Source organism: Roseobacter cerasinus (assembly GCF_009811755.1).
GTDB classification, from domain to species: Bacteria; Pseudomonadota; Alphaproteobacteria; order Rhodobacterales; family Rhodobacteraceae; genus Roseobacter; species Roseobacter cerasinus.
Genome location: NZ_BLIV01000003.1, coordinates 617,578 through 631,279 on the forward strand (window position 1 = coordinate 617,578; position 13,702 = coordinate 631,279).

Here is a 13,702-nt window from a genome sequence, read left to right on the forward strand (position 1 = left end):
GACAAAGCTGCGATAGAGCATGCGGCAGATCAGAAGCAACGAGGCCCCTATGGCGCGCCACCTCATCACCTCCGCCATTCCCTATATCAACGGGATCAAACATCTGGGCAATCTGGTTGGCAGCCAGTTGCCCGCCGACCTCTACGCCCGTTATATGAGGGCCCGGGGGCATGAGGTCCTGTTTCTCTGTGCCACGGATGAACATGGCACACCCGCCGAACTTGCAGCCGCGAAAGCTGGCAAACCTGTTGCGGAGTACTGCGCCGACATGCATGCGGTGCAGGCCCGGATCGCCGATGGGTTTGGGCTGTCCTTTGATCACTTTGGCCGGTCCTCAAGCCCGCAAAACCATGCGTTGACCCAGCATTTCGCGGCGCGCCTGGCCGAGGCAGGGCTGATCCGGGAGGTCGCAGAGAAGCAGGTGTATTCGCATGCCGACAAGCGCTTTTTGCCGGACCGCTACATCGAAGGCACATGCCCGAACTGCGGCTATGACAAGGCCCGGGGCGACCAATGCGAGAATTGCACCAAACAGCTTGACCCGACGGACCTGATCGATGCGCGCTCCGCAATCTCCGGATCTACCGATTTGGAGGTGCGAGAGACCAAACATCTCTATCTGCGCCAGTCTGAGCTGAAGGGTGAGTTGGACGCCTGGATCGACTCCAAGCGGGATTGGCCCATCCTGACCACATCCATTGCCAAGAAGTGGCTGCATGACGGCGACGGGTTGCAGGATCGCGGCATCACGCGGGATCTCGACTGGGGGATCCCGGTGCGCAAGGGCGCGGATCCTTGGCCCGGCATGGAGGGTAAGGTCTTCTATGTCTGGTTCGATGCCCCAATCGAATACATCGCTTGCGCGGGTGAGTGGGCCGAGGCAACCGGACAGGATGACGCCGCATGGGAGCGGTGGTGGCGCACTGACAAGGGCGCCGAAGATGTCCGCTACACCCAGTTTATGGGTAAGGACAATGTGCCCTTCCACACACTGAGCTTTCCCGCAACACTGATCGGATCGGGTGAGCCGTGGAAGATGGTGGATCACCTCAAGTCGTTCAACTACCTGAACTATGACGGCGGGCAATTTTCCACCTCGCAGGGGCGCGGGATCTTCATGGATCAGGCGCTGGGTTTGTTGCCCGCTGACTATTGGCGCTGGTGGTTGCTGAGCAACGCGCCGGAAAGCAGCGATTCTGAGTTCACCTGGGACAGTTTCCAAAACACGGTGAACAAGGATCTGGCAGATGTGCTTGGGAACTTCGTCAGCCGCATCACCAAATTTTGCAGGTCAAAGTTTGGGGAGGCCGTTCCGGATGGCGGATCCTACGGGGCGGATGAGGCTGCTCTGATCGCGGAGTTGACCGACCGTGTGGCGCGGTATTCAGAAATGATGGATGCCATGGAGGTCCGAAAATCCGCACGCGAATTGCGCGCAATCTGGGCCTGCGGGAATGAGTACTTACAGCGCGTGGCACCCTGGAGCACTTTCAAAACGGATCCCGATCAGGCCGCCGCTCAAACCCGGCTGGGCTTGAATCTCGCCCATCTTTTCGGAACCTTGTCCGCGCCATTTGTGCCAAGCGCCAGCCAGCGGATTCTGGAAAGCATGCGCGTCGAAATGACCTCCTGGCCAGACGATGTCGAAGCGTTTCTGGCGCAGCTTCCGGCTGGCCACAGCTTTGACGTGCCGGAGGTGCTGTTCGCCAAGGTCACCGATGACGCTCGTGAGGAATGGAAAGCGCGGTTTTCAGGCGCAGCGCCGGCCTGATCGCCGAGCGGGAAAGCAATTAGGGCGCCGGTTTGTGCCGGCGCCCGTTGACTGTGGATCAGGTCGTGAGACAGGGTCCATTTGGGCCACGGTGCCGCACGTCATCGGCGGCAAGGCGGCACATTCATCTCCGAGGCTCAGAACTCCTCCCAACCTGCATCGATGTCGCGTTGCTCGTCCTCTTCGATTTTCAGAGCTGCAGAACCTTGGGTGGCCGCAGCTGGCGCGGGTTTTGAGGGCGGTGTAGGTTTTTCGCTCTGATCGGTTGGTGCTTTCGCAGCTTTTTGCTGGTCACCCAGCTTGAACCGGGCAATCGCGGAGGAGAGCGCATCAGCCTCGCTGTTCAAGGCGTGGCTGGCCGCCGTGGTTTCCTCAAACATTGCGGCGTTCTGCTGGGTTACGTGATCAAGCTCATTTACAGCGGTGTTGATTTCGTTCAGGCCAGCCGACTGCTCCCGCGCGGAGGCGGCAATTGTTGCAACGCGCTTGGAGATTTCAGAAACAGACCCCACGATGGAGGCCAAAGCTGTGCCTGTTTTGTCGACAAGCTCAACGCCCTGCTCCACCTGCTCTCCGGAACTGGAGATCAACGCATTGATCTCCCGCGCCGCGTCAGAGGATCGTTGCGCAAGCGCGCGCACTTCGGTTGCCACAACCGCAAAGCCGCGGCCAGCTTCGCCCGCGCGCGCGGCTTCCACACCCGCGTTGAGCGCCAGCAGGTTGGTTTGGAACGCAATGTCGTCGATCACGGTCGTAATCTTCGAAATCTCCTGCGACGACGTCTTGATGCCATCCATCGCGGCGACAGCTTTGCGCGCAATCTCGCCGCCGCTTTCCGCGTTGGTCTGCGCATCAACAGCCATGCTGGAGGCTTCATCAGCCCCTTCAGCCGCCGATTTCACCGAGCTGGTCAACTCGTCCAGAGCTGCGGCGGTTTCTTCCAGTGTCGCCGCCTGCTTTTCGGTCCGCTTGGACAGATCATCTGCGGCTGATGTGATCTCGGATGTTTCGTTGTGAATCGATTCCGAATTATGCAGAACCGCGCTGACCGCATCCATCAAGGCACGGATTGCAGCATTGAAATTGGCGCGCAGCTTCTCGTAATCTTCCGGGAAACTCTCCTCGATCTCGACAGTCAGATCCCCCTCGGCCAGCGACTGCAAGCCGACGGCCAGAGCACCGACCACACGATGCTGCTGCTCTGCAACGCGGGCGCGCTCTTCTTCGGCAAGCCGCATGGCCTCGGCGCTTTCCGTGACGTCTGTTCCTAGGAAAATGGCCCGCTCAAGACGGCCGTCAGGTGACGGAACAGAGGCAAAGTTTCCTTCCACCACCAGGGTCTTCCCGTCTGAGGCACGGGTTACGCCAAACCGGCCAAAGACGGCTTCGGCATCGGTACCGCTAGCAAAGACCCGCTGCTTGAGCGTCTCCTTGTCAATATCTCCCCCAGCACTGCCTTCAAAGACAGTGGTGAACACACGGCTCATGACCACGTCCTCTTGCTCATCCAGCAATGCAATGAGGTTGGAGTTGGCGGCAACCACGTGACCCTGAGCATCAAATTCAATGCGCAGCTGTGCTTCGTCGATGTTGTCCAGCAAGGCCGCGTTGCGGGCCGCTTCGGTCGTGTCTGACCATTCAATCACGGCACCAATCATCATGCCCTTCTCATCCAGCGCGGCATTCACGTTGATGGAGATCAAGGCCTCCCCGATCTTTGCAGTATGCGAGATCGGCAAGGCATCAGACCCTTTGGTCTGGATCTCTTGAGCCTGCACACTCAACTCGCTGAAAGACGCAAGTCTTGCCCCCAGAACTTGACCGGATTGCAGATCCGGCCACGCCGCTTTCAGATCGGGCATGATCGTGTTCAGCAGCGCTTCGCAAGTTGGATTGATAAAGAGGACCTTAAGCTGTTCGTCCACCATCATCATAGGGGCCGTCGAGCCGACAAAGGCGGCGCTTTTGAAGGCGCTTTCGCGCTCAGCCTGCTTTGCTTCGGCCAGTGCGCCGCGGAAATTGTCCAGACGCCGGGCCATCTGCCCCACTTCGTCGCCACGCCCGGTGAAGGGCACGTCAATGTCATACTTGGCGTTTTCCACCTCCCCCATCGCAACCGTCAGCCGTGTAATCGGGCGCGACATCTGGCTGCGCAGGAAAAGACCAGCCAAACCCACAGCAACGACCATGACCACCAGACCGGAGGTCAGCGATTTGGCTTGAAGAGCGTTGAGCTCTGCCAAGAGGCTTGCGTCACTCCACGTTGTCACGACAACCCCGGCAACGGCCGCCCCGTCACCAAACACAGCCGGCGCTGCAGCGGATTGCCCATCGTCGGCAAGGACGGCCTGGTTTTGCTCCAGCGCGGTCTGCGCCAGGGCCGCAGCGGCCGCTGCGTCAAAAAGCTCATTGCCCGCGGAATAGAGGATCGTACCGGTCGTGCTCATGACCAGGGCACCTGTGGCATCCGGCTCCGCAGCCTTGACGACCCCTTCGACAATCTGCTGCACCGCATTGGCATTGCCGAACTTGATCGATCCACCCATTTGCATGGCAAGCAAACCTGTCACTTCACTTGCGCGACTGCTCAGACTGTCAGATGCCATCTGGTGCTTCATCGTATCATTCATGATGGCAATGACGGCCACAACGCTCACGATGCAGATGACGACCATCACACTGCATTTCACAAAGAGACTGTTGAACGCGCCCAACCCGCCCAGTTTGCGTTTCGCTGAAGACATCTTCGGCTCCTCTTGTTTGCGGTCGATCCCAACGCCGGCCTCAACAAAAGGGCGACCGGGCAGGGTGGCTGGTATTCTCCTACAAGGCAGGTCTTACGGAGCGCTTAATGCAAACACTGGGACTTTCAGCGAATTCGTCACATCGTCCGTAGGTCTGAGACAGATCAGCTTGGGAAGACGCAATCCCGCAGCCGTAGGGGCGGCACCGCTATGGTCAACAAAGCGCAGGTGTCACAGAATGTGCCACGCTCCGGTGAGCAGCGCAAAGAGCGCGATCAGCCCATTTGCGGTTGCATGTGCGACGATCGCGTCTGTGACATTGCGGCTGCGCCAGACAAGGGCCGCAAACAAAGCCCCCGCGATGGCAGCCACGATCCAGCGGTCGTGCAATGCCGCAAAAGCTGCGGTTGAGACAACCAGCCCAACCCCCAGCATGATCCCCCGGCCTGATGGGGCAATACGGCTGATCAGATAGTCGCGGAAAAACAGCTCTTCGATCACTGGCACAAAAACCGTGGTGCCGACGATGCGCGCCACCAGCCACAGCGAGAAAGCCACGCCGGTCAGACTGCCGTAGGGCGCGTCGCCCGTGTTCGGGCCGGACAGGATCCACAGCACGGCGATCCCCAAACCTACAGCAACCGACAGCAGATCAAGCCGCCAGGCGAGATTGCGCAAGGCAGGCCACACCAGGGCCAGTGCTGCCCCCATGGCCATCGCCCGCCAGACGTAGAGCTCTCCGGGCGACTGAGACCAGGTGCTGGCCAGCAAGGCCGACGCCATGAAGACGATGAACGGCAGGATCCGCACCACAGCCGGATCGTTCAGGAACGGCGGCAAGGTCAGCGCCCGCTCGGTCCCGGTGTCGCGGCGCAGCCAGGGCACAGCGCGAGACGCCATGATCAAGAGGAGCGAGAGGACCGTAAAGGACAGCCACCCGGCATGGCTGTGAAAAGCGCCAATCGCCAAGTCAGGTTGGCCTTCGAAGCCGATGACAAGCAGCAGCGAAATGCGAAAGACGTTGAAAACCCAGCTGAGCAGCAGGCCCAGAGGAAACAGAATGAGCGCGTGGGGAAACCGCAGATCCTTGCGGAAAAGCCCCATGTAAAGTGCAAGGAACACGGTGATCAGCATGAAGCCTTCCACGCCAGAGCACTGCGGCCCGACGGCGACGGCAAACGCATCCGTGCCGATGATCTTTTCCGCTGGCAGCGCGGAGACGACATATCCCAGAAGGCCCAGCACCCAGAGCGTGGCAAAGAAAGTGATGTCGGTGATCGCGTCGATGCCCCAGAGCGGCTGCAGCTGATCGGACAGCTCGGGCAATGTGACGCCGATGGCCAGAAGTATCGTCAAGGCCCCCGCATTCTCCGAGAGCAGCCTGCGCCATGCGGACCAGGGTGCCACAAACAAGGCCGCGCCCGCTGCAGCGATCAGACCGCCCAAAGACCAGGAGAGCGCAGCCGCCGTCACCACGCCAGGCGCGCTGTCATCACTCAACCCGAACCATGGCGCGAGAATGAGGGCAAATCCAGCCAGATTGAGGACAAGCCCCGTGCCCACTGCCCCTGGCTTGGCCAGAAGCGACGCAACATGGCCGCGCCGCGCGACCACGAAGATGGCCAGGACGGCCAGAACAGCCAGCACCCGCGGCACAATGCGACCAGCAAGCGCGCAGAACCACACCGGCGCAACGGCCCGGCAGGTAAACTCGAACCCGTGTTGATAGAGCAGTGAGATCGCCAGAAGCTCGGCCGCAAGCACCAGCGCCAAAAGACCCAGCACGCTGACCCGGCCAGCAGAATTTACGGAAATGATAAGCTGTCTCACTGGCCTCTCCTTTACATCAGAGATCCGCTGCACGGGCTGGAGCGCACCTTTGCGCAGCGTCAGAACTCAATCGTTACATACAGGTAAGCGGCCCCACCGAAGCGGGACCGCTTTGTCTTTTAATGGATGGTTACGCAGACTTGCGACGGCGCTCCCAGGCCAGCAGAACAACCGCAGCCACAACAGCCAGAGCTGCTGTGCCTTCAAGTGCGCTGATTTCAGGCACTTGCGGTGTTCCGCCGGGAATGACGGTGATGGCAAAAGATGCAGGAGCTGTTGCTACAAGAGCGACTGCAGAAGCCAGAACCTTTTTCATGTCCATTTTCCTTCAAAGTTATTGCAATAATCATTGCAGTTTATCACGGGTTCTTCCGCGATTTCGAGCGTGCCGGTCTCCCGGCCCACGTTGATTTTGAGACCAGGCCAAGTTTTGGGCCTGCCCTCCTGTTTTAACCTGCGATCAGCAGATGCATTCGTACTCGACGCCGAAGATGAACGGCTGATCTTGGCCGTCGGGCGATGTCGGATCGATGATCAGGCCGAAGATGTCGCCATCCTGAGCGACGAAGCCATCCCCTTGTGCCAAGGCAATCTGGACGATTTCATTGATGTTCTCGACCGTACCGATTTCCAGACCATCGCGAACACCGTTGTTGTTGTCCGTGACCTCCTGGAACGGGAACTCGTTGATCACGAAGGTGTCGCCGTTCATCAGAGTCCAGATGGCTTCCTGCACCTCGAAGTCAGTGTAGGTCTTGCCGTTGCCATCGCCATTGTCGACTTGAGTCTGATCGTTGTTCAGCAACCAGTTGACCGAGTCGATGTTGTCGGCATTCAGGCCCGCGCTGCCCACGGCGGCAGCATTTGCCTCGGTGGCGAGCAAGACGTTCCCGGTGCTCGGCACGAAAGCTTCCAGCGTCTGGATCGCGTCCATACAGTACGCCATCGTGTAGGAGCCCGTCGGCAGAGCCGAGTTCGAAGACGCTGTGATTTCCAGCGTGTAGGCCTCGACAAACTCACCGAGGTTTGCCCCTTGCAGCACCGTGTAGTTGACGGTCGTGCCGTCGATCAGCGCACCGATCGTCTCTTCCGAGGCATAGCCCTTGAACGTCACATCAACGTTCGCCGTGTCAATTGCACCGTCGCTGTCTTCGACCTTGAACTCGAAGGAGGCTGTCGCTGAGTCGCCAAACCCCAGCGAGGAGAACGCATCCAAACCGTCGAAGACAAATGCGTCTTCATTCCGTGTCACCGACAGGCCGGAAAAGTCAAAAGTGCCGCCGCCATCAATGTTGGCTGTACCGTCGAGCAGAATGGTCTCGCCATCGTCAATGTTCAGGCCACCCAACATGGTGATCGATACCGACGCACTGTCTGTGTCCGAGAAGTTGTCGGACAAATCGACGATGATCTGCTCGTCGGCACAGCCCATACCCGCATCATCCGTGGCGACCGGGTCAACGTTGGGGACAATCACGCCGGCGTCGTTGTCGGGCGTATTCTCACCCGCCACAACGACGATGTCGTTGATGACAGACATGCCGTCACCAATATCACGAGCGTCGCTGTCGATGTCGTCGGAGACATCATCGTCCACGTTCCGAGCGGTCAGTTGCTTGCCAGATACGGTATCGGTGAATTTAACACCATATGTGCCTGCTTGGAGGCCGGTAAAGGAATAGTTGCCTTCTGAATCGGTTGTCGTCGTGATACCGGTGCCATTCCCGGCAGCGTCCAGCAATTCGACCTCAACGCCCTGCACACCGTTGCCAGCTCCGTCATTGTCCAGGCCATCGCGATCATCATCGCAGAAGTAGCGACCAGACAGCGATCCGGGCGGTTGTTGTGCCTCACCGGGAACAAAGCACAGATCGTCAATCGCACCCGACCCATCGAGTTCCACATCCATGCGGACCACATTTTCCACATCCATAACAACCTGCCCCACGCCGCCATTGACAAGGTTCGGGATGTCGAAGGTCTGGGTTGTGCCATTCACAAGGGTCAACGTGATGGTACCGCCCTCTTCGGTATCGACCACCTTCAGGTCAAACACCCATGCCGGGGCGTCAAACTCAAAGGTCAGCTTGCCGCCCACCACGTCATCGGGGTCGCTCTGGTCACCATCTTCAGAAACGATCAGCACGTTGCCCAGCTGCGCCACCTGTGTTTCCAGGTCACCGTCACCACCGGTCGGGTTCTGGCTGTCGAAGATCATCGCATCGCCCGAGCCACCCATGGCGGAGATGGTCACGCCATCAATCTGAGCACCCAGGATGTCACCGGCTGCGAACCCTTCGAAGTCCAGCTTGACGGCACCGGGTGCGTCGCATTCCTCGAACTTGACCTGCTCGAACTTGAGCGCGTCGATCCGCACGAATTCATTGCCGTCGCGCCAGGCGCGGATCTCGACGTCATCGCCTTCCGCGATCTCAAGACCCTGCAGCGTGACTTCGGAGAACCCATCGTTGTCGCCCCCCCAACCGTCAACACCGCTGTCGAGGATGACGGTCTGCTGGAACTCGCCGTTCACAAAGACCATCAGCTTGGAGTTGCCGTCGCATTCGTCCTGCACACAGATGGTCAGGTTATAAACACCGTCCTCGCCACCAAAATCGGTGGAAATCTTGCCGTCGCGACCGGAAATCTTGGCCAACTCGCCACCGGACGCCATGTCGCCTTCGACCACGTGAAAGCCGTGCAGATCCAGGCTCTCCGCCTCGACGGTGTAGGTGCAGGTGTCAGGATCCAGATCCCACTGCGGGGGGGCTGGCGGCTCGGGCGGTGTCGCACCCAAATGCTCGTATTTGATGCCGTGCCCGGTCACGTTGCAGCACCCCACAACGGTCAGGCTGACCCCGGCGGGCGGAACATCCCCGACAAAGGTGAAGTAGTCATCGCCAGCACCGGCGGCATTGTGGCCACCAATTTCGACCTCAGCCATCGTGTAGATCTTGCCGTCCGATCCTTTCACATACCAGGCTTTTTCGATGAACATCTTGCGATGACCACCGGTCGCCACGCCGTCAATGAACGCGTTCTGGCCATATTGGTCATTCGAAATGTCACGGCTGTCGCCACGCCAGTTGTCGCCGCTCAGACGTGAGTCGTTATCGCGGACAGTCACATTCACTGTGGCCTCGCCCGGCATCACGAACTTGTCGCCATGATTGATGTTCCAGTCCCCGTTTTTAAGCAGGTCAGCTTCGCGAAACGCGGTGAAATTATAGTTCTGGTAAGTCATCCGTATGTCCCAACTTGATACAGGTCATGCAGGATGAGCTTTTGAGCAAAGGCAGGATGGTACCTCCCTTAAGCGCGCTCGCCACTCAACGTGGTAAAACCGCCTTAAACGCCTGACTTTCGGTAGAGAATACAAGGGCTTATGTGCCCCTCTGTTGTGTCAAAAACTAACACGCGCAGCTCAATTGCCACGACACTCGTCCCGAAACTCCTACGACGCCCCCAAACCGGTCTCTCCGCGTCCCCCGCATTGGCCTCCGTTTTATGGTCGCAACCTTACAGCTAAAATCCGCTCAAATGGTAACAAAAATTTAATTAACTTGTGATTACGGTTAAAAAAGGCACGGTTTCCTGAAAAAATCTCGTCATGGTGGTTGGTGCATCGCCAACTCAACCTCAGATTTTGCGCGAATCTCCCGACGACTCAGGTGCCGCGTGCTGAGAACCGGCTCAAACCCCCAAAGATGTGATCCCGATGTGAGTCACAAGCGTGATTGGTTTGCGGGTTGAGATCAAACCTTACGTGCGGAAATGGACAGGCCGTGGTCTTTTCCACATTGACGCCTCCCGGCCGATCCAGTCTAGATAATGGTGATGGTTCTCGACCGCCCCAAGGCGAATGAGATGAAAAGGGAACACGGTGCGGCTGGACTACTCGACGCCAAATCCGTGACTGCCCCCGCAACTGTAAGTGGTGAGCAACCCCGATATGGACCACTGGACGCGACGTCCGGGAAGGTTCGGGAACGCGACGACCCACAAGTCAGGAGACCTGCCATCACCGGCGCCTATCAGTCGTCGGCATTTCAACGCGATGCAGGCGGGGTGCCTGGTCAGGAGCATATGATGGCAAAGCGGTTCCAACCGCCAAAATCCTGTTCTGCCTGCCACGCCCGCCTGTTTGGCGGAGGGCCTTATGGAACATCGCATAACGATCTGCACATCCTGCCGACACAAGGGCACCACATGTCGGCCCGGATATGAACTGATCGAACGTCTGCGCCAGGCCATCGCCCTGGCCGGGGAGGCAGTTTCCGACACGTTCGAAATCTCCGGCGTTGCCTGCATGGCGGGCTGTGATCGTCCCTGCACCGTGGCCTATCACGGCACACAGAAGGCGACTTATCTCTTCGGAGACATCGATCCGAACACGGACATCAACGATCTTGTGGCTTTCGCCGAGCAATACGCCGATCTGCAAGACGGGTGGTGTTCCTCTGTGGACCGGCCCGGTAAGCTGCGCCAGACCACCCTCGCCCGCGTGCCCGCCGCGATCGTTGCGATCGAAGCCAGCAAGGCCAGGGCGTCGTGACCGCCGCACATCTCTGCGTGCAAGACCTTTCCTGGTCGCCCAGGCGCGGATCAACCCCGCTGCTGCACCCAACCAGCTTTGATCTGGATCCGGGGCGCGTGCTGGGCATCGTCGGGCCGAACGGGGCCGGAAAGACCACGTTGCTACGGCTGCTCTACCGGTTTCACCGCCCCGTAGCCGGCAAGGTCCGCATCGATGGTGAGGACATCTGGACCCTGTCAGCACGCGCCGTGGCACAACGGGTCGCCGCCGTTCTGCAGGAGCAACCAAGCGATTTTGCCCTGACCGTAACAGAGATCGTAACCCTGGGGCGCACACCGCATCGGCGTGGCTTTGCCGGGACGGCGGGCGCGCAGGATCAAGCCATCATCGACAGCGCATTGGAGCGGCTGGAGCTGCAAGGACTGGCCCATCGCCATCTCGATACACTCTCCGGTGGCGAACGTCAGAGGGTCATGGTCGCCCGCGCGGTGGCACAGCAACCACGCCTTCTGATCCTTGATGAGCCGACCAACCATCTTGATATCCGCCATCAACTCGAAGTGCTGGACCTGATCCGCAGCCTGCCCTTGACGATCGTCACTTCTCTGCACGATCTGAACCTGGCCGCGAGCGTGTGCGACGACCTGCTGCTTCTGCGCGAGGGGCATACCGTGGGCTTCGGGCCACCACGCCACGTGTTGTCGGAGGAAGCGGTGGCGCAGGCCTTCCGGGTGACCACGCGGCGCGAACAGCTGTCGCAGAGCGGAGCGGAGCATCTCACATTCCACCTTAAAACCAAAGGACACCTTCGATGAAAACACCCCTTCTGGCCACCGCCGCCGTTATCCTGTCGGCTGGCCTGACCCTGGCCGAGACCACGGTTGAAAGCTGCAATCGGACGGTCACCTTCGACGCCCCACCAAAGCGTGCCGTCTCAAACGATGTGAACCTGACAGAGATGATGCTGGTGCTGGGTCTGGCTGACCGGATGGTGGGCTATACCGGGGTCTCGGGCTGGAAGACGCTGGATGAAGGGATGCGCGCAGGTGTTGAAGAGCTGCCCGAGCTTTCGGCCAAATACCCCTCGAAAGAGGTGCTCGTTGGCGCGGATGCCGATTTCTTCTTTGCCGGCTGGAACTACGGCATGAAGGTCGGCGGGGAGGTGACACCCGAGACCCTGGAGCCCTTTGGCATCAAGGTCTATGAGCTGACCGAGAGCTGCGCCCATATCATGCAAAAAGACAAATCCAGCATCGACGACATGTATGCGGATCTGATGACTCTGGGCCGCATCTTTGATGTCGAGGAGAAGGCCAGTGCGCTTGTGGACGGCTACAGGGCGGAGCTTTCAGCTTTCAGCGACGGGCTGACCATCAGCACGCCCCCACGTGTCTTTGTCTATGACAGCGGCGAAGATACGCCCTTTACGGCCGGTCGCTATGCCATGCCCACTGCACTGATCGAAGCTGCGGGTGGGGTCAATATCATGGATGACTTTGACAAAAGCTGGGCCACCGTGACCTGGGAGGAAGTGGTCGAACGCAATCCCGAAGTCATCGTGATCGTCAACTATGGCGAGGTCACGGCAGAGCAAAAACGCGCCTTCATGATGTCGACCCCGGCCTTTGCGGACCTCGATGCGGTCAAAAACGACCGCTTTGTGACACTGGAGTACGTCGAGGCCACCCCAGGCCCGCGCAACATTGAGGCCATTAAGACGTTGGCCCGGGCGTTCCGGGCGGACTGACACCATGGACAGAAGCAGGACAGCCCGCCTGCGCACAGGCAATTTTCGCGGCCCTCTGACCGTTCTGCTGGGCGGGCTGGTTCTGCTTCTCGTCTCATTGTCATTGGCCATTTCAGTTGGGGCGGTGCAGGTCCCGCTCGGCACGGTCTGGGGCATCTTTCTCGACAAGCTCTGGCCCGGGCTGATTGACCCGACCTGGAGCAAGGGGCGCGCGGCAATTGTCTGGGATATTCGCTTTCCCCGGGCGCTGCTTGCAATGATGGTGGGCGCCGGGCTGGCGATGGTGGGCGCCAGCCTGCAGGCGGTCACCCGCAACCCGCTGGCCGACCCGCATCTGCTGGGGATTTCCTCGGGCGGCGCCTTCGGCGCCATTCTGGCGCTGCTGCATACGGGGCTGTTTACCGGCCTTCTGACGGTGCCGCTTCTTGCCTTCCTCGGCGCGCTTGGCGCGACAGCCATTGTGCTGGGTGTCTCGCGCTTTGCCGATGCCACCAGTTCGGACCGGCTCGTTCTGGCAGGCGTTGCGGTCTCTTTCATCATCATGGCGGGAGCCAATGTGCTGATCTTTCTGGGTGACCCGCGCGCAGCCCATGTGGTGGTTTTCTGGATGCTGGGCGGTCTTGGCTTGGCGCAATGGAGCCAGCTGATGTACCCGTTCATCGTGCTTCTATGCTCCGCGACCTGGCTGCTGTTTCATACTCGCGAGTTGAACGCGATGACGGTGGGGGACGAGACGGCATCGACACTTGGAATACCCGTCGCGCGCTTTCGCCTGTCTGTCTTTGTGGCTGGGGCACTGATCACCGGCGTCATGGTCGCCTTTTCCGGCATCATTGGATTTGTGGGGCTGATGGTGCCGCATGTCGTGCGTTTGCTGGTGGGCGGCGACTACCTGCGTGTTTTGACCGGTTCAGCGGTGATGGGCGCGGTCTTCCTGTTGTGGGCTGATATCGCGGCCCGAACCGTCATGGCCCCCGAAGACATACCCATCGGCATCATCACCGGTTTGGTGGGCGGCCTCTTCTTCATCTGGCTTCTTGGGCGACGCAAGGCCGGCTAGTGGTGGTGTCGGC

Annotated in this window: 9 protein-coding genes and 1 riboswitch; of the genes, 5 read left to right on the forward strand and 4 right to left on the reverse strand. The window is 59.6% G+C overall.

Annotated elements, in window-relative coordinates; translation table 11 throughout:
- The first annotated feature begins 49 nt into the window (after positions 1-49).
- Positions 50-1,771 (forward strand): methionine--tRNA ligase, encoded by a 1,722-nt coding sequence (gene metG / locus So717_RS10510; protein ID WP_159977173.1) that lies wholly within the window; start codon positions 50-52, stop codon positions 1,769-1,771.
- 137 nt (positions 1,772-1,908) lie between these two features.
- On the opposite strand, the gene So717_RS10515 is transcribed toward metG, so the two are convergent.
- From So717_RS10515 to So717_RS10530, 4 genes are all read right to left on the reverse strand, one after another.
- Entirely contained in the window at positions 1,909-4,515 is a 2,607-nt protein-coding gene (locus So717_RS10515; protein WP_159976915.1) for a methyl-accepting chemotaxis protein, read from the reverse strand.
- A 231-nt stretch (positions 4,516-4,746) separates the two neighbouring features.
- Positions 4,747-6,345, reverse strand: a complete 1,599-nt coding sequence (gene xrtE, locus So717_RS10520; RefSeq protein ID WP_159976917.1) for an exosortase E/protease, VPEID-CTERM system — start codon at positions 6,343-6,345, stop codon at positions 4,747-4,749.
- Between the two features lie 130 nt (positions 6,346-6,475).
- Positions 6,476-6,661: a VPEID-CTERM sorting domain-containing protein gene (locus So717_RS10525; protein ID WP_159976919.1), complete on the reverse strand. Its 186-nt coding sequence runs from the start codon at positions 6,659-6,661 to the stop codon at positions 6,476-6,478.
- A 144-nt stretch (positions 6,662-6,805) separates the two neighbouring features.
- Entirely contained in the window at positions 6,806-9,589 is a 2,784-nt protein-coding gene (locus tag So717_RS10530; RefSeq protein ID WP_159976921.1) for an SdrD B-like domain-containing protein, read from the reverse strand.
- A gap of 577 nt (positions 9,590-10,166) precedes the next feature.
- Positions 10,167-10,382, forward strand: a riboswitch (cobalamin riboswitch).
- A 122-nt stretch (positions 10,383-10,504) separates the two neighbouring features.
- On the opposite strand from So717_RS10530, the gene So717_RS10535 reads away from it, so the two are divergent.
- The 4 genes from So717_RS10535 to So717_RS10550 are packed head-to-tail and all read left to right on the forward strand — an operon-like array spanning position 10,505 to position 13,689.
- Positions 10,505-10,900, forward strand: a complete 396-nt coding sequence (locus So717_RS10535) for a DUF1636 family protein (RefSeq protein WP_159976923.1) — start codon at positions 10,505-10,507, stop codon at positions 10,898-10,900.
- Positions 10,897-11,697, forward strand: a complete 801-nt coding sequence (locus So717_RS10540; protein WP_159976925.1) for an ABC transporter ATP-binding protein — start codon at positions 10,897-10,899, stop codon at positions 11,695-11,697. The genes So717_RS10535 and So717_RS10540 overlap by 4 nt, the downstream gene beginning before the upstream one ends.
- Entirely contained in the window at positions 11,694-12,629 is a 936-nt protein-coding gene (locus So717_RS10545; protein WP_159976927.1) for an ABC transporter substrate-binding protein, read from the forward strand. Before So717_RS10540 ends, So717_RS10545 begins: the two co-directional genes overlap by 4 nt.
- Positions 12,630-12,633: 4 nt before the next feature.
- A complete protein-coding gene (locus So717_RS10550; protein WP_159976929.1) occupies positions 12,634-13,689 on the forward strand; it encodes a FecCD family ABC transporter permease in 1,056 nt (351 codons plus the stop codon).
- The last annotated feature ends 13 nt before the right edge of the window (positions 13,690-13,702 follow it).

Coding starts and splice junctions, on each gene's coding strand:
- So717_RS10550 (WP_159976929.1), top strand. CDS start 12,634: ATGGACAGAAGCAGGACAGCCCGCCTGCGCACAGGCAATTTTCGCGGC.
- So717_RS10515 (WP_159976915.1), bottom strand. CDS start 4,515: ATGTCTTCAGCGAAACGCAAACTGGGCGGGTTGGGCGCGTTCAACAGT.
- metG (WP_159977173.1), top strand. CDS start 50: ATGGCGCGCCACCTCATCACCTCCGCCATTCCCTATATCAACGGGATC.
- So717_RS10525 (WP_159976919.1), bottom strand. CDS start 6,661: ATGAAAAAGGTTCTGGCTTCTGCAGTCGCTCTTGTAGCAACAGCTCCT.
- So717_RS10535 (WP_159976923.1), top strand. CDS start 10,505: ATGGAACATCGCATAACGATCTGCACATCCTGCCGACACAAGGGCACC.
- So717_RS10545 (WP_159976927.1), top strand. CDS start 11,694: ATGAAAACACCCCTTCTGGCCACCGCCGCCGTTATCCTGTCGGCTGGC.
- So717_RS10530 (WP_159976921.1), bottom strand. CDS start 9,589: ATGACTTACCAGAACTATAATTTCACCGCGTTTCGCGAAGCTGACCTG.